The sequence below is a fragment of the Enterobacter cloacae complex sp. I2 genome, assembly GCF_014896205.1.
Lineage (GTDB): Bacteria > Pseudomonadota > Gammaproteobacteria > Enterobacterales > Enterobacteriaceae > Enterobacter > Enterobacter quasihormaechei.
This window is the reverse complement of sequence record NZ_JADBRA010000029.1, coordinates 18,841-43,893: the sequence shown is the minus strand read 5'-3', so window position 1 is coordinate 43,893 and position 25,053 is coordinate 18,841. Positions and strand designations below refer to the sequence as shown.

Sequence of the window (25,053 nt, the reverse complement as noted above, 5' to 3'; positions counted from 1 at the left end):
TCTTACTCCTGATTCACGCGATTAAGCTTGCCCACAGCGGCAGCCATCAGAACTTCCTGGGTGGCCTGCTCGCGAGTGAATTCACCGCCGAGATGCCCTTCATGCATGACGATAATGCGATCGCTCATACCTAATACTTCTGGCATCTCGGAAGAGACCAGAATGATGCTCAGACCGTCGGCCTTGAACTGGTTAATCAGCTGATAGATCTCTTTTTTCGCGCCCACGTCCACGCCGCGGGTTGGCTCGTCGAGGATCAGCACTTTCGGGCGCGTCATCAGCCCGCGGGCAATCGCCACTTTCTGCTGATTCCCGCCGGACAGCAGGCCAATCGCCTGCTCCATCGACGGCGTTTTAACGTTGAAGAGACGGATAAAATCGCTGACCGCCTGCTGTTCGTCTTTGTGCTTCAGGCTGCCGCCGCTGCGGCTGAAATAGCGCAGCGCGGTCAGGGACATGTTCTCTTTAACCGACATGCCCAGCACTAAGCCGTCGCGCTTGCGGTCTTCGGAGATATAGACGATGCCGTTCGCCAGCCCGTCCTGCGGCGAGCGGGTGACCACTTCATGACCATCAAGGGTAACGTAACCGCTGGTGCGCGGCAGTGCGCCATACAGCACTTTCATCAGTTCGGTACGGCCCGCGCCCATCAGACCCGCGACGCCCAGGATCTCGCCCTGGCGCAGGGTAAAGGTCACATCGTTAACGCCCGGACCGCAGAGGTTATCTACCTTCAGGCGGATCTCGCCCGGCGCTTTGTCCAGATGCGGATACTGATCTTCGAGCTTACGTCCCACCATCATTTCGATCAGCGTATCTTCGGTCAGCGTCGCCACTTCGCGCTCGGCGATAAACTGCCCGTCGCGGAAGACGGTCACGTCGTCGCAAATTTCGAAGATCTCTTTCATGCGGTGAGAGATATAGACAATGCCGCGCCCCTGCGCTTTCAGCTCGCGGATCACGCGGAACAGGGATTCGGTTTCGGTATCGGTCAGGGCGTCGGTCGGTTCATCCATAATGATGACCTTCGATTCAAAGCTCAGCACCTTCGCGATTTCCACCATCTGCTGATCGCCGATGGAGAGGTCGCCCACCAGGCGGTCGCTCTTGAAGCGCAGGTTCAGCTTCGCCAGCAGTTTGTCCGCTTCGGCATACATGGTTTTCCAGTCGATTTTGCCAAACCGGTTCACGAACTCGCGGCCCAGGAAGATGTTCTCCGCAATGGTCAACTGCGGGATCAGGTTTAGCTCCTGGTGAATAATGCCGATGCCCGCTTCCTGAGAGGATTTCGGGCCGCTGAAGGTGGTCTCTTTACCCAGCCATAAGAGCGAACCGGCATCGCGTTGGTAGATACCGGTCAGCACTTTCATCATGGTGGATTTGCCGGCGCCGTTTTCGCCCACCAGCGCCATTACGCGCCCGGAATAGACGTTCAGCGCCGCGCCGGAGAGGGCTTTAACGCCCGGGAACGACTTATCGATCCCTTTGAGTTGGAGTAATGCGTCCATGATGGCCTCAGAAGGTGACGCCAGCACAGAGAATGATATTCGCATACGGGGAACACTCCCCGCTGCGAATCACCGCCTGACTGTCTGCGGTTTGTTGTTTGAACTGCTCGTGCGTTGTGTAACGAATTTCAATGGTGTTTCCCTGGCGTTGTTGCAGCTGCTCAATGTGGCTGAGCAACGTTTCGTGGAGTTGCGGATTATGTTGTTTGATTTCCGCGGCGAGAATGGCCGTCTCAACCTGCATTTCCGCGGTCACCACCTCCAGTACCTGCATGAACGAGGGCACGCCCTGCGTTAACGCCATATCGATACGGGTTGTGCTGCGCGGAACCGGTAAGCCTGCATCGCAAACCACCAGCGTATCGGTATGCCCAAGACGGGAAATAACCGACGAGATTTCTGAGTTGAGTACCGTGCCTTTCTTCATTTTTTGCTCCACTAGCGAAACGTTTCGCTAAAAACAGTGTAGCCGCAAAAATGTTCAGAAAACCATCATGACGTAACGGATTTGTGATCAACGTCGAAACGTTTCGCTAAGTGAAATATTGAGGTGATTTTGGCGGGTATGTTGAGGATCTGGTAGGCCGGGTAAGCGCAGCGTCACCCGGCATTTTTAGAAGGACTTAAATCTCGACCTGCGTCCCCAGCTCAATCACGCGATTCGGCGGGATCTCAAACTGGTCAGGCGCACGCAGGGCGTTACGTTGCAGGATGAGATACAACTTACCGCGAAGACGCAGATACCATGGGCGCTTGCCGATGATCAGCGACTCGTGGGACATAAAGAACGACGTCTCCATCATGCGGCAGCTCAGCCCTTCCAGACCGCAGCGGTGGAATACTTCTTCCACGTTCGGCGTTTCGCGCCAGCCGTAGCTCGCCACCACGCGCCAGAAGGTTGGCGACAGTTGCTCGATCTGTACGCGGCGCACGTTGTGAACGTACGGCGCATCTTCGGTGCGCAGCGTCAGCAGGATCACGCGCTCGTGCAGCACTTTGTTGTGCTTAAGGTTATGCATCAGTGCAAACGGGATCACGTTCAGCGCACGAGACATATACACCGCCGTGCCCGGCACGCGCACCGGCGGGGATTTCTCCAGCGAGGAGATCATCGCCTCCAGAGAATTACCGTGCTCATGCATACGACGCAGCAGGCGGAAACGTTCGCTCTTCCACGTCGTCATCACGATGAACATCACCAGACCCAGCGTCAGCGGCAGCCAGCCACCGGAGACAATTTTGTCGAGGTTCGCAGAGAACAGCGGTACGTCGATGCAGAGGAAGCCAACCAGGATCAGCCCCACGAGGAACTTATTCCAGTGCCAGTTACGGTACGCCACGGTGGTGGAGAGAATAGAGGTCAACACCATCGTTCCGGTCACCGCGATACCGTACGCCGCCGCCAGGTTACTGGAGTGCTCGAAGCTGACGATAACAATCACAACCGCGAAATAGAGCAGCCAGTTGACGAACGGAATGTAGATCTGGCCTGACTCCATCTCAGAGGTATGAATAATGCGCATTGGCGAGAGATACCCCAGACGCACGGCCTGACGCGTCAGGGAGAAGACGCCGGAAATAACGGCCTGAGAAGCAATGACCGTCGCCAGCGTCGCCAGGATCAGCATCGGAACCAGCGCCCAGTCCGGCGCCAGCAGGAAGAACGGGTTTTTAATCGCTTCAGGATGGGCAAGCAGCAGCGCGCCCTGGCCGAAGTAATTCAGCACCAGTGAAGGCAGGACAACGCTAAACCAGGCGACGCGAATAGGGAGTTTCCCGAAGTGGCCCATATCCGCATACAGCGCTTCAACACCGGTAATGGAAAGCACCACCGCGCCCAGCGCTACGAACGACACCACTTTATATTCAAGGAAGAAATGAACCGCCCACATCGGGTTCAGCGCGTGCAGGACGTCGGGGTTGGCAATAATGCTGCGCAAGCCCAGCGCCGCCAGGATCAGGAACCAGGCCAGCATGATAGGCGCAAACAGCTTACCCACCAGCCCGGTACCGTGTTTTTGTATGGCAAACAGCAATGTCAGCACGATAATAGCGAGTGGCACGACCCACGTATCAAGCTGCGGCGCGACAATCTCCAGCCCCTCTATGGCCGACATCACCGAAATCGCCGGCGTAATCACCACTTCCCCATAGAAGAAGCTGCCGCCAATCAGGCCGATAATGACCAGCACAGAGGTCATTCTTGCAGAGGTATTGCGCCCGGCAAGGGACATCAGGGTCAGAATACCGCCCTCGCCCGCGTTATCAGCCCGCATAACGAAGGAGAGATATTTCAGGGAGACCACCAGGATCAGCAGCCAGAAGATGAGCGAGAGAAAACCAAATACGGCGTCACGCTCTACACCAAAACCAAACTGACCGGACAGACATTCGCGAAGCGTATAAAGCGGGCTGGTGCCGATATCACCGTAGACAACCCCGATCGCCGCAAGCGTTACTGCGGGTAATGATTGCTTATTATCAGTGCTCATAGACTAGTCTTTTCGTTTGAATAACAAATGTGTGCTTAGTCCCTTGGCCCACAAAAAGCGCACAGTATGCACGATTCAATGCAAAATCGTACCCCTAAATGCAGCCGCATTAATGTAGCGCAAAGAAAATAGCGCCGCACTTCAGCCTATTACCAGGCCAGACCGAAACGTCTATACTCGCTTCAATTAGCCGCCACCACGGTGAAAGGATGCAAAACTATTATGGCTCACTCACATTTATTAGCAGAAAGAATTTCCCGCCTCAGCAGCGCGCTGGAGAAAGGCCTTTACGAGCGTAGCCACGCCATTCGCCTCTGTTTACTGGCGGCGTTGAGCGGGGAAAGCGTGTTTCTGCTGGGCCCGCCGGGCATTGCCAAAAGTCTGATCGCACGCCGCCTCAAGTTCGCTTTCCAGAACGCTCGCGCGTTTGAGTATTTGATGACGCGCTTCTCCACGCCGGAAGAAGTTTTCGGCCCGCTCTCCATTCAGGCGTTAAAAGACGAGGGACGCTACGAGCGTCTGACGGCGGGCTATCTCCCGGAAGCGGAAATCGTCTTTCTTGATGAGATCTGGAAAGCCGGCCCGGCCATTCTGAACACCCTGCTGACGGCAATCAACGAACGCCGCTTCCGCAACGGCGCGAGCGAAGAGAAGATCCCCATGCGCCTGCTGGTGGCCGCGTCAAACGAATTGCCCGAAGCCGACAGCAGCCTGGAGGCGCTGTATGACCGCATGCTGATCCGCCTGTGGCTGGATAAAGTCCAGGATAAATCGAACTTCCGTTCAATGCTGGTGAGCCAGCAGGACGAAAACGAAAACCCGGTGGCAGCATCGTTACAGGTCACGGACGAGGAATATCACCAGTGGCAGGAGGATATCGGCAAGATAAAACTGCCTGATACCGTATTTGAGCTGATCTTCATGCTGCGCCAGCAGCTTGATTTACTGCCCTCCGCGCCGTACGTCTCCGACCGTCGCTGGAAAAAAGCCATTCGCCTGCTCCAGGCAAGCGCCCTGTTCAGCGGCCGCGATGCTGTTGCCCCTGTCGATCTGATCCTGCTGAAAGACTGTCTGTGGCACGACGCAGAAGGGATGAATCTGATGCAGCAGCAGCTGGACGTTTTGATGACCGGACACGCGTGGGGCCAGCAGTCGATGCTCAATCAGCTGGGAGCGATTGCCCAACGTCGCCTTCAGCTCCAGCAGCAGCAAAGTGACAAAACCGCGCTGAAGGTGAACCGTCTCGGCGGGATGTTTGCCCGTAAGCCACACTACGAACTGCCCGCCGGGCTGACTGACGCCTCGCTCACGCTCCTCCTCCAGCAGCCGCTTAAGCTTCATGATATGCAGGTGGTGCACGTGACGATCGAACGCGTTGCGCTGGTTCAGTGGCTGGATAAGGGCGGTGAGATCCGCGGTAAACTCAACGGTATTGGCTTTGCACAGCCGCTGTCGCTGGAAGTCGATAGCAGCCAGCATCTGGTGATCCGCGACGTCAGCCTTCAGGGATCGCGCCTGGCGCTGCCGGGAACGGCCTCCGACAGCCTTCCGGAGGAAATCAAACAGCAGCTCGACGCGCTGGATAACGAATGGCATCAGCAGCACACGCGCTTTAGCGAGCAGCAGAAATGCCTCTTTATTCATAGCGACTGGTTAGGCCGCATTGAAGCCAGCTTGCAGGATGTCAGCACGCAGATCAAACAGGCGCGTCAATGCTAACGCTGGATACGCTCAACGTCATGCTGGCGGTTAGCGAGGACGGTTTAATCGAAGAGGTCGTCATTACCCTGCTCGCTTCACCGCAGCTGGCGGCCTTTTTTGAAAAATTCCCGAAGCTCAGAAAGGCAATGACGGACGATCTTCCTCGCTGGCGCGATAGCCTGCGACAGCGGTTTAAGGAGACGGAAGTCCCGCCGGAACTGACAGAGGAAGTGGCTGGTTACCAGCAGTGCCAGCGGCTTTCAACGCCGCAGTTTATTGCCCAGCTTCCGCAAACCCTGACATTGCTTGATAACGTTCATTCCCCGTTTGCCAGCCAGGCCAGAGCGCTGGTCACGGACAACCCGAGCTTTACTCCCGCCCTGCACACCCTGTTTTTACAGCGCTGGCGGCTCAGCCTTGTCGTTCAGGCCACCTCGCTCAACCAGCAATTGCTGGACGAAGAGCGCGAACAGCTGTTGAGCGAGGTACAGGAGCGGATGACGTTAAGCGGCCAGCTAGAACAGGTGTTGGTGGAGAATGAGAACGCTGCCGGACGCCTCTGGGATATGAGTGCCGGACAGCTAAAGCGCGGCGACTATCAGCTGATCGTCAGGTACGGCGACTTTCTGGCGCAACAGCCGGAGCTGATGAAGCTCGCGGAACAGCTTGGGCGCTCCCGGGAGGCAAAATCGGTCCCAAAGAACGATGCGCCGATGGAAACCTTCCGCACCCTGGTGCGTGAACCCTCCACCGTGCCGGAGCAGGTTGACGGGCTACAGCAAAGCGATGACATCCTGCGCCTGCTGCCCACGGAACTCAGCACGCTGGGAATGACCGAGCTGGAGTATGAGTTTTATCGTCGGCTGGTGGAAAAACAGCTGCTCACCTATCGGCTACACGGCGAAGCCTGGCGCGAGAAGATCAGCCAGCGTCCGGTGGTGCATCAGGACTTTGATGAGCAACCGCGCGGCCCGTTCATTGTTTGCGTCGATACGTCCGGATCGATGGGGGGGTTTAATGAACAGTGCGCAAAAGCGTTCTGCCTGGCCCTGATGCGCGTGGCGCTCGCCGATCGTCGTCGCTGCTACATCATGTTATTTTCCAGCGAAGTGGTCGGGTATGAACTTACCGGCTCACAGGGGCTGGAGCAGGCGATCCGCTTTTTAAGCCAACGCTTTCGCGGCGGCACCGATCTGGCCAGCTGTTTTCGCAGCATCATTGAGCGTATGCAGGGCGGCGACTGGTACGACGCGGATGCAGTGGTGATTTCCGATTTTATTGCCCAGCGGCTGCCGGACGACGTGGTGAGTAAAGTGAAGGAGATGCAGCGCGTACACCAGCACCGCTTTCATGCCGTGGCGATGTCCGCACATGGAAAACCCGGCATCATGCGCATCTTCGATCACATCTGGCGCTTTGATACCGGGTTGCGTAGCCGCCTGCTCAGACGCTGGCGACGTTAATTAAAGAAGAGAACCGACGCTTTCACGTACCTGCTGCGGCCAGACCCCACACTGCACCTGACCAATGTGGGACAGTTGCAGCAGCAGCATGGTCAGACGAGACTGGCCAATACCGCCGCCGATGGTCTGCGGCATTTCACCGCGCAGCAGCGCCTGGTGCCACTCCAGTTGCAGACGATCTTCATCACCGGTCACGGCCAGCTGACGCTTCAGTGCTTCAGCATCCACGCGGATCCCCATAGAAGAGAGTTCAAACGCATCTTCCAGAACCGGGTTCCAGACCAGAATATCGCCGTTCAGTCCGGCATATTCGCTTTCGCCCACGGTGCTCCAGTCATCGTAATCCGGCGCACGGACGTCGTGACGTTTACCGTCAGACAGTTTTCCGCCGATGCCGATCAGGAATACCGCGCCCAGCGCTTTGGCGATCGCGCGTTCACGGCCTTTGGCATCCAGATCCGGATAACGGCTCAGCAATTCCTGACTGTGAACAAAGTGGATCGTTTCCGGCAGGAACGGTGCCAGACCAAACTCTTTGCTCACGGCTGCTTCGGTTGCTTTGATCCCTGCGTAGATCGCCTCTACGGTGGATTTCAGCGTACCGACATGACGCTCGCCGTCACCCATTACGCGCTCCCAGTCCCACTGGTCAACGTAGACAGAGTGAATTGGGGAGAGACGGTCTTCATCGGGGCGAAGGGCTTTCATGTGCGTGTAAAGCCCTTCGCCCGCGCTGAAGTCGTGTTGTCCCAGGGTTTGACGCTTCCACTTCGCCAGGGAATGCACCACTTCGAACTGGGCGTCTGGCAGTGTTTTCACTTTTACCTGTACCGCTTTTTCGCAACCAGACAGATTATCCTGCGTCCCGTCACCCACGCGGCTCAGAATCGGCGCCTGAACTTCAATAAGGCCAAGCTTCTCTTCCAGCTGGCGGGAAAAATGGGATTTTACGAAACTGATCTGGCGTTGTTTTGCGATGTAAGCGGTTTTCATTATTTATACTCCTGCGTCCTGTTGGTATTGATTAAGCAACAAAAATGGCACCTTATTCAATAACCCATCAACAAAAAGCCGGATTCACTTTTGATTCGATAAAATTAGCCGCTAGAATAGAGGGATTCATCAATCTTCATAAGAAAAAGCTATGGAAAATTATCAGATCGACAATCTGGACCGCGGCATCCTGGAGGCGCTGATGGCCAATGCGCGCACCGCGTATGCCGAACTGGCGAAACAGTTTGGCGTCAGCCCGGGGACAATTCACGTCCGCGTAGAGAAAATGAAGCAGGCCGGGATCATCACCGGCGCACGCATTGACGTCAGTCCGAAGCAGCTCGGCTACGACGTCTGCTGCTTCATTGGCATCATTCTTAAAAGTGCAAAAGATTACCCCTCCGCGCTGGAGAAGCTGAACGCGCTGGATGAAGTCACCGAGGCGTACTACACCACCGGGCATTACAGCATCTTTATTAAGGTAATGTGCCGATCCATCGATGCCCTCCAGCAGGTACTTATCAACAAGATCCAAACAATCGATGAAATTCAGTCCACCGAAACCCTGATCTCCCTGCAAAACCCGATCATGCGTACCATCCGCCCGTGATCGGGCAATTTCATTCCCACATTTTCCACAGGTAGATCCCAGCTCGTTCACAGCGTACAATGGCCGCCTCTTTATCTGAGCGAGCGATCAATGGCGGACATTACTCTTATCAGCGGCAGCACCCTGGGCGGTGCGGAATACGTAGCGGAACATCTGGCTGAGAAGCTGGAAGACGCGGGCTTTTCAACGGAAACCCTGCACGGCCCGCTGCTGGAAGATCTCCCGACTGATGGGGTCTGGCTGCTGATCACCTCCACGCACGGCGCGGGCGATCTGCCGGATAACCTGCAACCTTTATATGACGAACTGCTGGAACAGCAGCCCAGTCTGTCAAACGTCCGGTTTGGTGCGATCGGGATCGGCAGCCGTGAATATGACACCTTCTGCGGTGCAATAGAGAAAGTAGAAGCCGCTGTAACCGCCTGCGGAGCAAAACAGCTGGGTGAAACCCTGAAGATCAACATCCTCGATCATGATATTCCGGAAGATCCAGCCGAGATCTGGCTCGCAGAATGGAAAAATTTACTCAAAAACGATTAAAGATCGTGCGATCAGATGTGGATAACTCTGGTTAAAAGCTCGTATTAACCCGTAGTTATCCAAAGAACAATGTTGGTTTAGTTTTTGACCTGTGGATAAAGCGGCGATCTGATCCCAGCTTATACTGTCCAGGATCACCGATCATTCACAGCAAACGATCCTTCCTAACTGCATGATCTTATTTATGGGATCGGACTTATCCACAAAGGTCTGCGATCCTAATAAGAGATCACAATAGAACAGATCTCTAAATAAAAAGATCTTCTTTTTAATAGCCCAGGATCCCAATGCTTTCTCGAAAGACTAAAGTTGAGTAGAATCCACGGCCCGGGCTTCAATCCATTTTCATACCGCTTTACGCGAGGCAGACCACCATGTTTTATCAGGATCCTTTTGACGTCATCATCATTGGCGGGGGTCATGCAGGCACTGAGGCCGCAATGGCCGCAGCGCGAATGGGTCAGCAGACCCTGCTTTTGACACACAATATCGACACGCTGGGACAAATGTCCTGTAATCCGGCGATTGGCGGCATTGGGAAAGGACACCTGGTAAAAGAAGTGGATGCACTTGGCGGCCTGATGGCGAAAGCGATCGATCATGCGGGCATTCAGTTTAGGATACTAAACGCGAGTAAAGGCCCTGCTGTCCGCGCCACTCGTGCGCAGGCAGACCGCGTGCTTTATCGTCAGGCTGTCCGCACCGCGCTGGAGAACCAGCCGAACCTGATGATCTTCCAGCAGGCGGTAGAAGATCTTATCGTGGAGAACGATCGTGTTGTCGGCGCTGTGACCCAAATGGGCCTCAAGTTCCGCGCAAAAGCGGTTGTGCTGACGGTCGGGACATTCCTGGACGGTAAAATCCATATCGGTCTGGACAACTACAGCGGTGGCCGTGCTGGCGATCCGCCGTCCATTCCGCTGTCTCGTCGTCTGCGTGAGCTGCCGCTGCGCGTAAGCCGCCTGAAAACCGGTACACCGCCGCGCATTGATGCGCGCACCATTGACTTCAGCGTGCTGGCACAGCAGCACGGCGATAACCCAATGCCGGTGTTCTCGTTCATGGGCAATGCGGCACAACATCCGCAGCAGGTGCCGTGCTACATCACGCACACCAATGAGAAAACGCACGACGTGATCCGCAATAACCTCGATCGCAGCCCAATGTACGCGGGCGTGATCGAAGGGATCGGCCCGCGCTACTGCCCGTCGATCGAAGACAAGGTGATGCGCTTTGCCGATCGTAACCAGCACCAGATCTTCCTGGAGCCGGAAGGACTGACCTCTAACGAAATTTACCCGAACGGCATCTCCACCAGCCTGCCGTTCGACGTGCAGATGCAAATTGTTCGCTCAATGCAGGGTATGGAGAACGCGAGAATCGTTCGTCCTGGCTACGCCATTGAGTACGATTTCTTCGATCCGCGTGACCTGAAGCCAACCCTGGAGAGCAAATTCATCCACGGTCTGTTCTTCGCGGGCCAGATTAACGGCACCACCGGGTATGAAGAAGCCGCTGCGCAAGGGCTGCTGGCCGGTCTGAACGCCGCCCGCTTCTCCGCCGAGAAAGAGGGCTGGGCGCCGGCGCGCTCTCAGGCGTACCTGGGCGTACTGGTCGACGATCTCTGTACGCTGGGGACCAAAGAACCGTACCGCATGTTTACCTCCCGCGCGGAATATCGCCTGATGCTGCGCGAAGACAACGCCGATCTGCGTCTGACCGAAATGGGTCGAGAGCTGGGTCTGGTGGATGACGAACGCTGGGCGCGCTTCAACGAGAAGCTGGAACGCATTGAACAGGAACGTCAGCGCCTGAAAACCACCTGGGTAAACCCGCAGGCGGAAACCGCTGCCGAAGTGAACGCTCACTTAACAGCGCCGCTTTCGCGCGAAGCCAGCGGCGAAGATCTGCTGCGCCGTCCTGAAGTCACCTACGAGAATCTGGTCAAACTGACCGCGTTCGCACCGGGCCTTGAAGACGCTGAAGCGGCTGAGCAGGTCGAGATTCAGGTGAAATACGAAGGCTACATTGCGCGTCAGCAGGATGAGATCGAAAAACAGCAGCGTAATGAAAATACGCTGCTGCCGGAAATGCTGGACTATCGTCAGGTGACGGGCCTTTCCAACGAAGTGATCGCTAAGCTGAACGATCATAAACCGGTGTCGATTGGCCAGGCCTCGCGGATCTCCGGCGTCACGCCTGCCGCGATTTCAATTCTGCTGGTGTGGCTGAAAAAGCAGGGTATGCTGCGCCGCAGCGCGTAACGTTTGAACATTGCCCGGTGGCGCTGCGCTTACCGGGCCTACAGAACCCCGTAGGGCGGGTAAGCGAAGCGCCACCCGCCAGTATGTATCTCAACAGGTATCCACCGTGCTCAATAAACTCTCTCGTCTGCTGGATGAAGCAGGTATTTCGCTCACCGATCACCAGAAAAACCAGCTGGTGGCCTATGTCGATATGCTGAACAAATGGAACAAAGCGTACAACCTGACCTCGGTGCGCGATCCCAACGAGATGCTGGTTCGCCATATTCTCGATAGCATCGTGGTGGCGCCGTACCTGAAAGGTGAACGTTTTATCGACGTTGGCACCGGTCCGGGGCTGCCGGGGATCCCGTTGTCTATTGTCCGCCCGGAGAGCCATTTCACGCTGCTGGACAGCCTGGGCAAGCGCGTGCGCTTTTTACGCCAGGTACAGCATGAGCTGAAGCTGGAAAACATTTCGCCGGTGCAGAGCAGGGTAGAGGCGTTCCCGGCAGAGCCGCCGTTTGACGGCGTTATCAGCCGTGCCTTTGCATCGCTCAACGACATGGTGAGCTGGTGTAAACACCTGCCGGCGGAAAATGGCCGCTTTTATGCCCTGAAAGGGCTGGTGCCTGAAGATGAGATTCAACAGCTGCCAGCGGATTTTGCTGTTGAATCAATCGAGAAGTTACAGGTTCCTCATCTCGACGGTGAACGGCATTTGGTGATTCTTAAGCCAAACAAATTTTAAAAATTAAATAAAAAATGGGGAATTTGTGCTGTTCTTATTGTGTTAAAAAACAGCACACCCATGAGGATAATTCTGAAGTCATTTTAACCTTGTGTTCACCATGGTTTTTCTTGCGGTTAACCTGAGCTGATTCATTCACCGTAATGATAATCAACTACGAAAATATCAGTCTGCTAAAAGTGGGCTTTAGCAACCAGAATGCAATGTTAAATATTTATTAAAAATGTCAATAAAAGGTTTTTGTTGTATATAGGGCTGTTTTAGAAATAGTTGCGATTTTTTGGCTTTAAATTCATGAAGATGAAATAAAACGATTTACGTGTTTGATAATTACCGCTTTATCGCAAATGTGCATTTTGTGATCTCGTGCACGCTTTATCGCCAACGTTTTCGCGCTGTTTGCAGTTTCGCCTGAAGGTCGACGCATTGGTCAAAAGTTGAAAAATAGCGCTGGGGAAAAATATTTAAACATTTATTCACCTTTTCGCTACTTAATGTTTGAAATCACGGGTACGCACCGTATAATTTGACCGCTTTTTGATGCTTGACTCTGAGCCTTAAAGGACGTTTTATACGACACGCGGCATACCTCGAAGGGAGCAGGAGTAAAAACGTGATGTCTGTGTCGCTCTTGAGTAGAAACGTTGCTCGTAAGCTTCTGTTCATTCAGTTTCTGGCGGTAATAGCAAGTGGACTGCTGTTTAGCCTCAAAGACCCCTTCTGGGGCATCTCCGCCGCGTGCGGAGGTTTGGCGGTTGTGCTGCCAAACGTGTTGTTTATGATTTTTGCCTGGCGTCATCAGGCGCATACACCCGCCAAAGGCCGCGTGGCCTGGTCCTTCGCTCTCGGCGAAGTGTGTAAGGTGTTGCTGACCTTTGCTCTACTGGTGATGGCGCTGGCGGTTTTGAAAGTGGTATTCATGCCGCTGATAGCAACGTGGGTTTTGGTGCTGGTGGTACAAGTTCTGGCTCCAGCTGTAATCAATAACAAAGGGTAAAAGGCATCATGGCTTCAGAAAATATGACGCCGCAGGATTACATAGGTCACCATCTGAATAACCTTCAGCTGGACCTGCGTACATTCTCGCTGGTGGATCCACATAACCCCCCGGCCACCTTCTGGACGATCAACATCGACTCCATGTTCTTCTCGGTGGTTTTGGGTCTTCTGTTCCTGGCCATGTTCCGCAGCGTTGCTAAAAAGGCGACCAGCGGTGTTCCAGGGAAATTCCAGACGTTCGTTGAGATGATCATCGGCTTCGTCCATGGCAGCGTGAAAGACATGTACCATGGTAAGAGCAAGCTGATTGCTCCGCTGGCCCTGACCGTGTTCGTTTGGGTCTTCCTGATGAACCTGATGGACCTGCTGCCAATTGACCTGCTGCCGTTCATCGGCGAGCACATCTTCGGCCTGCCTGCGCTGCGTGTTGTACCGTCTGCGGACGTGAACATCACCCTGTCGATGGCGCTGGGCGTGTTTATCCTGATTCTTTTCTACAGCATCAAAATGAAAGGCGTAAGCGGCTTTGTGAAAGAGCTTACCTTGCAGCCGTTCAACCACTGGGCGTTTATTCCGGTCAACCTGATCCTGGAAGGCGTTAGCCTGCTGTCCAAACCTGTTTCACTGGGTCTGCGACTGTTCGGCAACATGTATGCGGGTGAGCTGATTTTCATTCTGATCGCGGGTCTTCTGCCGTGGTGGTCACAGTGGATTCTGAATGTGCCATGGGCCATTTTCCACATCCTGATCATTACGCTGCAAGCCTTTATCTTCATGGTTCTGACGATCGTCTATCTGTCGATGGCGTCTGAAGAGCACTGATTTTTTACCAACACTACTACGTTTTAATTGAAACAAACTGGAGACTGTCATGGAAAACCTGAATATGGATCTGCTGTACATGGCTGCCGCTGTGATGATGGGTCTGGCGGCTATCGGTGCTGCGATCGGTATCGGCATCCTCGGGGGCAAATTCCTGGAAGGCGCTGCGCGTCAACCTGATCTGATTCCTCTGCTGCGTACTCAGTTCTTTATCGTTATGGGTCTGGTGGATGCAATCCCAATGATCGCTGTAGGTCTGGGTCTGTACGTGATGTTTGCTGTCGCGTAGTAGTTGTTTTAAAACCCCAAGCCACAGAAATTTAAGAGGTATTGTGCTGTGAACATGAACGCAACAATCCTCGGCCAGGCCATCGCGTTTATTCTCTTTGTCTGGTTCTGCATGAAGTATGTATGGCCGCCTTTAATGGCTGCCATCGAAAAACGTCAGAAAGAAATTGCTGACGGTCTGGCTTCCGCAGAACGCGCTAAGAAAGATTTGGACCTTGCACAGGCCAACGCGACAGACCAGCTGAAAAAAGCGAAAGCTGAAGCTCAGGTAATCATTGAACAGGCTAACAAACGCCGTTCTCAGATCCTGGACGAAGCCAAAGCTGAAGCAGAACAGGAACGTACTAAGATCGTGACACAGGCTCAGGCTGAAATTGAAGCTGAGCGTAAACGTGCTCGTGAAGAACTGCGTAAGCAGGTTGCGATTCTGGCTGTTGCTGGCGCCGAGAAGATCATCGAACGTTCCGTGGATGAAGCTGCTAACAGCGACATCGTGGACAAACTTGTCGCTGAACTGTAAGGAGGGAGGGGCTGATGTCTGAATTTGTTACGGTAGCTCGCCCCTACGCCAAAGCAGCTTTTGACTTTGCTGTCGAACACCAAAATGTCGATCGCTGGCAGAATATGCTGGCGTTTGCCGCTGAGGTGACGAAAAACGAACAAATGGCCGAGTTGCTTTCCGGTGCGTTAGCGCCTGAAACCCTCGCCGCGTCGTTTATCGCCGTGTGCGGAGAGCAACTGGATGCCAACGGCCAGAACCTGATTAAGGTCATGGCAGAAAATGGTCGTCTCCGTGTGCTCCCGGATGTTCTCGAGCAGTTTGAGCACTTACGTGCCCTCAGTGAAGCTACCGCTGAAGTTGAAGTAACTTCCGCAACTGAACTGAGTGATGAACAGCTTGCGAAAATCACCGCCGCGATGGAAAAACGTCTGTCACGCAAAGTTAAGCTGAATTGCAAAATCGATAAGTCTGTAATGGCAGGCGTAATCATCCGCTCGGGTGATATGGTCATTGATGGCAGCGTACGCGGCCGTCTTGAGCGCCTTGCAGACGTCTTGCAGTCTTAAGGGGACTGGAGCATGCAACTGAATTCCACCGAAATCAGCGAACTGATCAAGCAGCGCATTGCTCAGTTCAGTGTTGTGAGTGAAGCTCACAACGAAGGTACTATTGTTTCTGTAAGTGACGGTGTTATCCGCATCCACGGCCTGGCCGATTGTATGCAGGGTGAGATGATTTCCCTGCCGGGTAACCGTTACGCTATCGCACTGAACCTGGAGCGCGACTCCGTAGGTGCCGTTGTGATGGGTCCATACGCTGACCTCGCCGAAGGCATGAAGGTTAAGTGTACTGGCCGTATTCTGGAAGTGCCGGTTGGCCGTGGCCTGCTGGGTCGCGTTGTTAACACCCTGGGTGCGCCAATCGACGGTAAAGGTCCGGTTGATAACGATGGCTTCTCGCCAATCGAAGTTATCGCACCGGGCGTTATCGACCGTCAGTCCGTTGATCAGCCTGTGCAGACGGGTTATAAGTCCGTTGATGCCATGATCCCAATCGGTCGTGGTCAGCGTGAACTGATCATCGGTGACCGTCAGACCGGTAAAACCGCGATGGCAATCGACGCCATCATCAACCAGCGTGACTCCGGCATCAAATGTGTGTACGTGGCTATCGGCCAGAAAGCGTCCACCATTTCCAACGTGGTTCGTAAACTGGAAGAGCACGGCGCACTGTCTAACACCATCGTTGTGGTAGCAACCGCGTCTGAATCTGCTGCACTGCAATACCTGGCGCCATACGCCGGTTGCGCAATGGGCGAATACTTCCGTGACCGCGGTGAAGATGCGCTGATCGTATACGATGACCTGTCCAAACAGGCTGTTGCGTATCGTCAGGTTTCCCTGCTGCTCCGTCGTCCACCAGGACGTGAAGCATTCCCGGGCGACGTATTCTACCTCCACTCTCGTCTGCTGGAGCGTGCTTCCCGCGTTAACGCGGAATACGTCGAGAACTTCACCAAAGGTGAAGTGAAGGGTAAAACGGGCTCTCTGACCGCGCTGCCGATTATTGAAACCCAGGCGGGTGACGTTTCTGCGTTCGTTCCGACCAACGTAATCTCCATTACCGATGGTCAGATCTTCCTGGAAACCAACCTGTTTAACTCCGGTATTCGTCCGGCAGTTAACCCGGGTATCTCCGTATCCCGTGTGGGTGGTGCTGCTCAGACCAAGATCATCAAGAAACTGTCCGGTGGTATCCGTACCGCGCTGGCACAGTATCGTGAACTGGCTGCGTTCTCTCAGTTCGCATCCGATCTGGACGAAGCAACCCGTAAACAGCTGAGCCACGGTCAGAAAGTGACCGAGCTGCTGAAGCAGAAACAGTACGCGCCAATGTCTGTTGCTCAGCAGGGCCTGGTACTGTTCGCGGCTGAACGCGGTTACCTCGAAGATGTGGAACTGGCGAAAATCGGTAGCTTCGAAGCCGCTCTGCTGGCTTACGCTGACCGTGATCACGCTCCGCTGATGCAAGAGATCAACCAGACCGGTGGCTATAACGACGAAATCGAAGGCAAGCTGAAAGCTATCCTCGATTCCTTCAAAGCAACCCAATCCTGGTAATCGTCCGGCGGCTTGTCTCAGGACAAGCCGTCTGGCATTGAGGAGAAGCTCATGGCCGGCGCAAAAGAGATACGTAGTAAGATCGCAAGCGTCCAGAACACGCAAAAGATCACTAAAGCGATGGAGATGGTCGCCGCTTCCAAAATGCGTAAATCGCAGGATCGCATGGCGGCCAGCCGTCCTTATGCAGAGACCATGCGCAAAGTGATTGGTCACCTTGCAAACGGTAATCTGGAATATAAGCACCCTTACCTGGAAGAACGCGACGTTAAGCGCGTGGGCTACCTGGTGGTGTCGACTGACCGTGGTCTGTGTGGCGGCTTGAACATTAACCTGTTCAAAAAACTGCTGGCGGATATGAAAGTCTGGTCCGATAAAGGCGTTCAGTGCGATCTGGCACTGATTGGCTCTAAAGGCGTCTCTTTCTTTAACTCCGTTGGCGGCAACATTGTCGCTCAGGTGACCGGTATGGGTGATAACCCGTCCCTGTCCGAACTTATCGGCCCGGTTAAAGTGATGTTGCAGGCCTACGATGAAGGCCGTCTGGACAGACTGTACGTTGTCAGCAACAAATTTATTAACACCATGTCTCAGGTGCCTACGCTCACTCAGATGCTGCCGTTACCGGCATCAGAAGATGACGAGCTGAAACAGAAAGCCTGGGATTACCTGTATGAACCCGATCCGAAACCGCTGCTGGATACCCTGCTGCGTCGTTACGTTGAATCACAGGTTTATCAGGGCGTTGTAGAAAACCTGGCCAGCGAGCAGGCCGCACGAATGGTGGCGATGAAAGCCGCGACCGATAATGGCGGCAGCCTGATTAAAGAGCTGCAGTTGGTTTACAACAAAGCTCGTCAGGCCAGCATTACTCAGGAACTCACCGAGATCGTCTCGGGGGCCGCCGCGGTTTAACCAGGTTTACGAATTACGTAGAGGATTCAAGATGGCTACTGGAAAGATTGTCCAGGTAATCGGCGCCGTGGTGGACGTCGAGTTCCCTCAGGACGCCGTACCACGCGTGTACGACGCGCTTGAGGTACAGAATGGTAACGAGAGCCTGGTGCTGGAAGTTCAGCAGCAGCTCGGCGGCGGTATCGTGCGTACCATCGCCATGGGTTCTTCCGACGGTCTGCGTCGTGGTCTGGAAGTTAAAGACCTTGAGCACCCGATCGAAGTCCCGGTAGGTAAAGCAACGCTGGGTCGTATCATGAACGTATTGGGTCAGCCAATCGACATGAAAGGCGACATCGGTGAAGAAGAGCGTTGGGCTATCCACCGCGCGGCACCTTCCTACGAAGAGCTGTCCAGCTCTCAGGAACTGCTGGAAACCGGCATCAAAGTTATCGACCTGATGTGTCCGTTCGCGAAGGGCGGTAAAGTCGGTCTGTTCGGCGGTGCGGGTGTAGGTAAAACCGTAAACATGATGGAGCTGATCCGTAACATCGCGATCGAGCACTCCGGTTACTCCGTGTTTGCGGGCGTAGGTGAACGTACTCGTGAGGGTAACGACTTCTACCACGAAATGACCGACTCCAACGTTCTGGATAAAGTATCCCTGGTTTACGGCCAGATGAACGAGCCACCAGGAAACCGTCTGCGCGTTGCGCTGACTGGCCTGACAATGGCTGAGAAATTCCGTGACGAAGGCCGTGACGTTCTGCTGTTCGTTGATAACATCTATCGTTACACCCTGGCCGGTACCGAAGTATCTGCACTGCTGGGTCGTATGCCTTCAGCGGTAGGTTATCAGCCTACGCTGGCGGAAGAGATGGGTGTTCTTCAGGAACGTATCACCTCGACCAAAACCGGTTCTATCACCTCCGTTCAGGCGGTATACGTACCTGCGGATGACTTGACTGACCCATCTCCAGCCACCACCTTTGCGCACTTAGACGCAACCGTGGTACTGAGCCGTCAGATCGCGTCTCTGGGTATCTACCCGGCCGTTGACCCGCTGGACTCCACCAGCCGTCAGCTGGATCCACTGGTTGTTGGCCAGGAACACTACGACACCGCGCGTGGCGTACAGTCCCTGCTGCAACGTTACCAGGAACTGAAAGACATCATCGCCATCCTGGGTATGGATGAACTGTCTGAAGAAGACAAACTGGTGGTAGCACGTGCGCGTAAGATCCAGCGCTTCCTGTCCCAGCCGTTCTTCGTTGCGGAAGTATTCACCGGTGCGCCAGGTAAATACGTTTCCCTGAAAGACACCATCCGTGGCTTTAAAGGCATCATGGAAGGCGAATACGATCACCTGCCAGAGCAGGCGTTCTACATGGTTGGTTCCATCGAAGAAGCCGTGGAAAAAGCCAAAAAACTTTAACGCCTTAATCGGAGGGTGATATGGCAATGACTTACCACCTGGACGTCGTCAGCGCAGAGCAACAAATGTTCTCTGGTCTGGTCGAGAAAATCCAGGTAACGGGTAGTGAAGGTGAACTGGGTATTTTCCCGGGTCACGCACCGCTGCTCACCGCCATTAAGCCTGGTATGATCCGCATCGTTAAACAGTTCGGTCACGAAGAGTTTATCTATCTGTCCGGCGGCATTCTTGAAGTGCAGCCTGGCAGTGTGACCGTTCTGGCCGATACCGCTATTCGTGGCCAGGATCTCGACGAAGCGCGAGCCCTGGAATCGAAGCGTAAGGCTGAAGAGCACATTAACAGCTCTCATGGTGACGTGGATTACGCTCAGGCGTCTGCGGAGCTGGCCAAAGCGATCGCGAAACTGCGCGTTATCGAGTTGACCAAAAAAGCGATGTAACACCGGCTTGAAAAGCACAAAAGCCAGTCTGGATCCCAGGCTGGCTTTTTTTTTCGGCCTTAATTCATGATGAAAAAGATGTAGAATTTTAAGCATCAAACGTTTTTACTTCTCACACAAACTACCGTCAGGATGCGTATGTTAAACAGTGCGATGAGCGTGGTGATCCTTGCCGCAGGCAAAGGTACCCGCATGTATTCCGATCTGCCTAAGGTGCTCCACACGCTGGCAGGAAAGCCAATGGTGCAGCATGTTATTGATGCAGCTAATGAATTAGGCGCCCGCCAGGTGCATCTGGTTTATGGACACGGCGGCGATCTGCTGAAAAAAACGCTGCGTGACGACAATCTCAACTGGGTACTACAGGCAGAACAGCTGGGTACCGGTCATGCAATGCAGCAGGCTGCACCTTTCTTCTCTGATGATGAAGACATCCTGATGCTCTACGGCGACGTCCCGCTGATCTCCGTTGAAACCCTCACTCGTTTGCGTGAAGCCAAACCGCAGGGCGGCATTGGGCTGTTAACCGTCGTGCTGGACGATCCGAGTGGCTATGGCCGCATTACCCGTGAAAACGGCAACGTGACGGGGATTGTTGAGCATAAAGATGCCAGCGAAGCGCAGCGTCAGATTCAGGAGATCAACACCGGTATCCTGATTGCGAACGGTGCTGATATGAAGCGCTGGCTGTCTAAGCTGAATAACAACAACGCACAGGGTGAGTATTACATCACCGACATTATTGCTATGGCGTACCAGGAAGGGCGTGAGATTGCCGCCGTTCACCCGGCACGCATCAGCGAAACGGACGGGGTAAACAACCGTCTTCAGCTTTCCCGTCTGGAGCGCATTTACCAGTCCGAGCAGGCAGAGAAACTGCTGCTCGCAGGCGTCATGCTGCGCGATCCGGCGCGTTTCGATCTGCGCGGTACGCTGTCCCACGGGCGCGACGTTGAAATTGATACTAACGTTATCCTGGAAGGTAACGTCACGCTGGGTAACCGCGTCAAAATCGGTGCTGGCTGCGTGATTAAAAACAGCGTTATCGGCGACGACTGCGAAATCAGCCCGTACAGCGTGGTGGAAGACGCGCGTCTAGATGCGGCGTGTACCATCGGCCCGTTTGCGCGTCTGCGCCCGGGCGCTGAGCTGCTGGAAGGCGCACATGTTGGTAACTTCGTTGAAATGAAAAAAGCCCGTCTGGGTAAAGGCTCCAAAGCGGGTCATTTAACCTATCTGGGCGATGCAGAAATTGGCGACAACGTGAATATTGGTGCAGGTACCATCACCTGTAACTATGACGGTGCCAATAAGTTTAAAACCATCATCGGTGATGATGTGTTTGTGGGTTCTGACACGCAGCTGGTGGCGCCCGTCACCGTGGGTAACGGGGTGACCATTGCCGCCGGAACGACCGTCACGCGCGACGTAGCGGATAACGAGCTGGTGTTAAGCCGCGTGCCGCAGGTCAGCAAGCAGGGCTGGAAACGCCCGGTGAAGAAAAAGTAACCCTAAGGCGGGTGGCGCTGCGCTTACCCGCCCTACGATTGAGTAGGCCTGATAAGGCGTAGCCGTCATCAGGCAAACCCGGGAGAGGAGATAAAGATATATCTCCCCCCACAGGCAGTACCCATAAAAATAACCCCACTCTCTACAAGGCTCGGGGTGCCCGGAAAGGGTAAATACAGGTCAGCGACAACGCAGGCATAATGCCTAAATTCGGAATCTAAATTATGTGTGGAATTGTTGGCGCAGTTGCGCAGCGTGATATTGCTGAAATCCTTCTCGAAGGTTTACGTCGTCTGGAATACCGTGGCTATGACTCTGCCGGTCTGGCTGTCGTGGATGCAGAAGGTCATATGACCCGTCTGCGCCGTCTCGGTAAAGTGCAGATGCTGGCCCAGGCCGCGGAAGAACATCCGCTGCACGGGGGAACCGGTATTGCGCACACCCGCTGGGCGACGCACGGCGAACCGTCTGAAGGTAACGCGCACCCGCATGTGTCTGAACACATCGTGGTGGTGCATAACGGCATTATCGAAAACCACGAACCGCTGCGCGAAGAACTGAAAGCGCGCGGCTATACCTTCGTCTCTGAAACCGACACCGAAGTGATTGCTCACCTCGTACACTGGGAACTGGCACAGGGCGGTACGCTGCGTGAGGCAGTGCTGCGTGCTATTCCTCAGCTGCGCGGCGCCTACGGTACGGTGATCATGGATTCTCGCGATCCATCTACCCTGCTGGCCGCGCGTTCCGGTAGCCCGATGGTTATCGGTCTGGGCATGGGCGAGAACTTTATCGCGTCCGATCAGCTGGCGCTCCTGCCGGTTACCCGTCGCTTTATCTTCCTGGAAGAGGGCGATATCGCGGAAGTGACGCGCCGCAGCGTGACCGTCTTCGATACCAAAGGCGAGCAGGTGAAGCGTCAGGAGATCGAATCTAACCTGCAATACGACGCGGGCGACAAAGGCGCTTACCGTCACTACATGCAGAAAGAGATCTACGAGCAGCCTAACGCCATCAAAAACACCCTGACCGGGCGCATCAGCCATGGCGAGGTGGATCTGAGCGAGCTGGGGGCGAACGCCAACGAGCTGCTCGGCAAGGTTGAGCATATTCAGATTGTGGCCTGCGGGACCTCATACAACTCCGGGATGGTCTCTCGCTACTGGTTTGAATCCCTGGCGGGCGTGCCGTGCGATGTCGAAATCGCGTCTGAGTTCCGCTATCGTAAATCCGCTGTGCGCCGTAACAGCCTGATGATCACCCTTTCCCAGTCTGGCGAAACGGCGGATACCCTGGCGGCGCTGCGTCTGTCTAAAGAGTTGGGTTACTTGGGCTCTCTGGCCATCTGTAACGTGCCGGGCTCTTCGCTGGTGCGTGAATCCGATCTGGCGCTGATGACCAAAGCGGGCACTGAAATCGGCGTGGCCTCCACCAAAGCGTTTACCACGCAGCTGACCGTTCTGCTGATGCTGGTGGCGAAGCTGGCGCGACTGAAAGGCGAAGACGCTTCCGTTGAGCATGACATCGTTCACGGTCTCCAGGCGCTGCCGAGCCGTATCGAGCAGATGCTGTCTCAGGACAAACGCATTGAGGCGCTGGCTGAAGATTTCTCTGATAAGCACCACGCTCTGTTCCTGGGCCGTGGCGATCAGTACCCTATCGCGCTGGAAGGCGCACTGAAGCTGAAAGAGATCTCCTACATCCACGCGGAAGCCTACGCGGCAGGCGAGCTGAAGCACGGCCCGCTGGCGCTGATTGACGCGGATATGCCGGTGATCGTTGTTGCACCAAACAACGAACTGCTGGAAAAACTGAAGTCTAACATCGAAGAAGTCCGCGCCCGTGGCGGCGTGCTGTACGTCTTCGCGGATAAAGACGCCGGTTTCGTCAGCAGCGACAACATGCACATCATCGAGATGCCGCATGTGGAAGAGGTGATTGCGCCGATCTTCTACACCGTTCCGCTGCAACTCCTGGCTTATCACGTGGCGCTGATCAAAGGCACCGACGTTGACCAGCCGCGTAACCTGGCGAAGTCGGTTACCGTAGAGTAATCGTCTCGACACATAATGGAAAAAGCCTCGCATGAAAATGTGAGGCTTTTTTATTACGACCTAAATTTATTCCTAAAAAGTATTAAGTGTTATTTGTGTATGTTTCTGAATATGTCTTTTTAGCTAATATAAAGAAAGTTAACTTCTTCTAAATCTCTAATTAATCAGCATTTATTTTATCAAGTTAATTTATTTACCTTTTCATTTAACTTGTGCTTACCTGCTCCAGATTTTGTCCGTTAATCTTAATAAAATATAATCTCATTCAGGCGAAGAATTCTTTCGCTGATATTTGTTTTGTGAATGAATTAATCATGATTTAACGGAGTGGTAATGAAACGTAATTGGATTACAGGTTCTTTTGTTCTGTGCTCACTGTTTATGGCAAACCAGGCGCTCGCGTCTGATGGCGTGGTGCATTTTACCGGTGAGGTTATCGACAGCACCTGTGAAGTCACCACGGATACTATTGGCCAGACCGTTGCTCTGGGTAAAGTCAATAGATCTGCTTTTAGCACGGTAGGCACCACGGCGGCCCCGACCGAATTTAGCATTAAGCTGGAAAAATGTCCGGCCACGTACACTCAGGCGGCAGCGCGTTTTGACGGTACCGAAGCCTCTGACGGCAACGGCGATTTAGCCATCGGCACCCCGATAACTGCATCGACGCCAGGCGACTATACCGGTGAGGGTACAGAGACTGCGGCGACGGGCGTGGCAATTCGTATCTATAACCGCGCTGATAATTCACAGGTTAAGCTGTACAAAGATTCCGCTTATACAACCATTGATTCAGGAAATGCTGAGCTGAAATTTATCGCGCGTTATATCGCGACTTCTGCCGATGTTACGCCAGGCACGGCTAACGCTGATTCACAGTTCACCATCGAATACATGAAGTAATCGATTTTCGCCCGGGCCTGCTGACGTTAAAAGCGAGAGTACTGGCGAATTTTCCTTTAGCAGGCTCATTTCACGGATGAAATTATGTTGTGCAATCTTATTAAGTCGCTGTTCGTTGTTATTTGTCTTTTGAATATGTCTTCGTCCTGGGCTGGGGTCATTATCGGCGGCACCCGCGTGATTTTTAATAGCGATCGCGCTGATGAAACGTTTTCTATCTTCAATAAAGAGACAAACGTTCCCTACCTGATCCAGGTTTGGGTTGAGCCATTTGATAAAAAAGAGACTACCCCACCTCCCTTCACGGCTATTCCACCGGTTTCACGTCTGGAGCCGCAGCAGGAAAAAATCCTGCGCATTATTAAAACCAAGGGTGCGCTTCCCGAAGATCGGGAATCGGTTTTCTGGCTGAATATCAAAAATATTCCACCATCCGGGAGCAGTGCGGATAGCAACACGATGGAAATTGCCATAAAAACCCGAATCAAACTGTTCTGGCGCCCGGTGGCGCTCAATATGACGCCCGAAAAAGCGTATATGAAGGTGAAATGGCATCGCGTGGGAAACCATCTGCAAATAGAAAACCCAGCTCCAATTCATATCAACGTGATGGATGTGTTCGTCGACGGCATAGAAGTTCCGCTCAATATGCTTAAACCCTTCGAGAAGCTAGAGCTGCCTTTACCCGCTGGTGCGGCTGGCAAAACGCTTCGTTGGCGTTTTATCAATGACTACGGTGCGATTAGCGAGCCTCTGAATCTCTCCCTTTAAGTGCAAAACAAGGAA

At 54.0% G+C, this 25,053-nt stretch carries 23 protein-coding genes; 19 read left to right on the top strand and 4 right to left on the bottom strand.

The annotated features are described in order from the left end of the window. Positions 1-2 precede the first annotated feature (2 nt). From rbsA to kup, 3 genes are all read right to left on the bottom strand, one after another. Positions 3-1,508, bottom strand: coding sequence for a ribose ABC transporter ATP-binding protein RbsA (rbsA, locus tag IM300_RS20895; protein WP_107534287.1), 1,506 nt, complete (start codon positions 1,506-1,508; stop codon positions 3-5). 7 nt (positions 1,509-1,515) lie between these two features. Then, positions 1,516-1,935, bottom strand: coding sequence for a D-ribose pyranase (gene rbsD, locus IM300_RS20890; protein ID WP_063868573.1), 420 nt, complete (start codon positions 1,933-1,935; stop codon positions 1,516-1,518). A 196-nt stretch (positions 1,936-2,131) separates the two neighbouring features. Then, positions 2,132-4,000 (bottom strand): low affinity potassium transporter Kup, encoded by a 1,869-nt coding sequence (gene kup / locus IM300_RS20885; RefSeq protein ID WP_193038167.1) that lies wholly within the window; start codon positions 3,998-4,000, stop codon positions 2,132-2,134. A 222-nt stretch (positions 4,001-4,222) separates the two neighbouring features. Between kup and ravA the strand changes: the two genes are divergently transcribed. After that, a complete protein-coding gene (ravA, locus tag IM300_RS20880; RefSeq protein WP_193038165.1) occupies positions 4,223-5,719 on the top strand; it encodes an ATPase RavA in 1,497 nt (498 codons plus the stop codon). Further along, complete coding sequence (gene viaA, locus IM300_RS20875; protein WP_107534293.1) at positions 5,713-7,164, top strand: ATPase RavA stimulator ViaA; 1,452 nt, start codon at positions 5,713-5,715, stop codon at positions 7,162-7,164. The genes ravA and viaA overlap by 7 nt, the downstream gene beginning before the upstream one ends. On the opposite strand, the gene asnA is transcribed toward viaA, so the two are convergent. Beyond that, a complete protein-coding gene (asnA, locus tag IM300_RS20870; RefSeq protein ID WP_107534295.1) occupies positions 7,165-8,157 on the bottom strand; it encodes an aspartate--ammonia ligase in 993 nt (330 codons plus the stop codon). 151 nt (positions 8,158-8,308) lie between these two features. On the opposite strand from asnA, the gene asnC reads away from it, so the two are divergent. The 17 genes from asnC (at position 8,309) to IM300_RS20785 (ending at position 25,038) form a co-directional block, all read left to right on the top strand. Next, positions 8,309-8,767, top strand: coding sequence for a transcriptional regulator AsnC (gene asnC, locus IM300_RS20865; protein WP_003862383.1), 459 nt, complete (start codon positions 8,309-8,311; stop codon positions 8,765-8,767). 90 nt (positions 8,768-8,857) lie between these two features. Further along, positions 8,858-9,307, top strand: coding sequence for an FMN-binding protein MioC (gene mioC, locus IM300_RS20860; RefSeq protein ID WP_063452035.1), 450 nt, complete (start codon positions 8,858-8,860; stop codon positions 9,305-9,307). A 374-nt stretch (positions 9,308-9,681) separates the two neighbouring features. Continuing rightward, complete coding sequence (mnmG, locus tag IM300_RS20855; protein ID WP_107534297.1) at positions 9,682-11,571, top strand: tRNA uridine-5-carboxymethylaminomethyl(34) synthesis enzyme MnmG; 1,890 nt, start codon at positions 9,682-9,684, stop codon at positions 11,569-11,571. Between the two features lie 106 nt (positions 11,572-11,677). Next, complete coding sequence (rsmG, locus tag IM300_RS20850; RefSeq protein ID WP_193038163.1) at positions 11,678-12,301, top strand: 16S rRNA (guanine(527)-N(7))-methyltransferase RsmG; 624 nt, start codon at positions 11,678-11,680, stop codon at positions 12,299-12,301. Positions 12,302-12,917: 616 nt separating this feature from the next. Further along, entirely contained in the window at positions 12,918-13,298 is a 381-nt protein-coding gene (gene atpI, locus IM300_RS20845; protein WP_003862375.1) for a F0F1 ATP synthase subunit I, read from the top strand. Positions 13,299-13,306: 8 nt separating this feature from the next. Continuing rightward, entirely contained in the window at positions 13,307-14,122 is an 816-nt protein-coding gene (gene atpB / locus IM300_RS20840; RefSeq protein ID WP_014881883.1) for a F0F1 ATP synthase subunit A, read from the top strand. Between the two features lie 49 nt (positions 14,123-14,171). Further along, complete coding sequence (gene atpE / locus IM300_RS20835) at positions 14,172-14,411, top strand: F0F1 ATP synthase subunit C (protein WP_000429386.1); 240 nt, start codon at positions 14,172-14,174, stop codon at positions 14,409-14,411. A 48-nt stretch (positions 14,412-14,459) separates the two neighbouring features. Then, positions 14,460-14,930: a F0F1 ATP synthase subunit B gene (gene atpF, locus IM300_RS20830; RefSeq protein WP_003862370.1), complete on the top strand. Its 471-nt coding sequence runs from the start codon at positions 14,460-14,462 to the stop codon at positions 14,928-14,930. Between the two features lie 14 nt (positions 14,931-14,944). After that, positions 14,945-15,478 (top strand): F0F1 ATP synthase subunit delta, encoded by a 534-nt coding sequence (atpH, locus tag IM300_RS20825; RefSeq protein WP_003862369.1) that lies wholly within the window; start codon positions 14,945-14,947, stop codon positions 15,476-15,478. Between the two features lie 12 nt (positions 15,479-15,490). Continuing rightward, on the top strand, positions 15,491-17,032 hold the full coding sequence (atpA, locus tag IM300_RS20820) for a F0F1 ATP synthase subunit alpha (protein ID WP_063452038.1): 1,542 nt from the start codon (positions 15,491-15,493) through the stop codon (positions 17,030-17,032). Positions 17,033-17,083: 51 nt separating this feature from the next. Continuing rightward, on the top strand, positions 17,084-17,947 hold the full coding sequence (atpG, locus tag IM300_RS20815) for a F0F1 ATP synthase subunit gamma (RefSeq protein WP_063452039.1): 864 nt from the start codon (positions 17,084-17,086) through the stop codon (positions 17,945-17,947). A gap of 31 nt (positions 17,948-17,978) precedes the next feature. Further along, positions 17,979-19,361 (top strand): F0F1 ATP synthase subunit beta, encoded by a 1,383-nt coding sequence (atpD, locus tag IM300_RS20810; RefSeq protein ID WP_015570150.1) that lies wholly within the window; start codon positions 17,979-17,981, stop codon positions 19,359-19,361. Between the two features lie 20 nt (positions 19,362-19,381). Beyond that, entirely contained in the window at positions 19,382-19,801 is a 420-nt protein-coding gene (locus IM300_RS20805; RefSeq protein WP_003862360.1) for a F0F1 ATP synthase subunit epsilon, read from the top strand. Between the two features lie 138 nt (positions 19,802-19,939). Further along, positions 19,940-21,310 carry a bifunctional UDP-N-acetylglucosamine diphosphorylase/glucosamine-1-phosphate N-acetyltransferase GlmU gene (gene glmU, locus IM300_RS20800; RefSeq protein WP_063868585.1) on the top strand — a complete coding sequence of 457 codons (1,371 nt, stop codon included), beginning with the start codon at positions 19,940-19,942 and terminating at the stop codon, positions 21,308-21,310. Between the two features lie 224 nt (positions 21,311-21,534). Beyond that, positions 21,535-23,364: a glutamine--fructose-6-phosphate transaminase (isomerizing) gene (gene glmS / locus IM300_RS20795; protein ID WP_063452041.1), complete on the top strand. Its 1,830-nt coding sequence runs from the start codon at positions 21,535-21,537 to the stop codon at positions 23,362-23,364. A gap of 333 nt (positions 23,365-23,697) precedes the next feature. Further along, the gene (locus IM300_RS20790; RefSeq protein WP_063868590.1) at positions 23,698-24,267 is read left to right on the top strand and encodes a chaperone-usher fimbrial major subunit; all 570 of its coding nucleotides are present in this window, start codon (positions 23,698-23,700) and stop codon (positions 24,265-24,267) included. A gap of 84 nt (positions 24,268-24,351) precedes the next feature. Further along, positions 24,352-25,038, top strand: coding sequence for a fimbrial chaperone (locus tag IM300_RS20785; protein ID WP_193038161.1), 687 nt, complete (start codon positions 24,352-24,354; stop codon positions 25,036-25,038). Positions 25,039-25,053 lie beyond the last annotated feature (15 nt).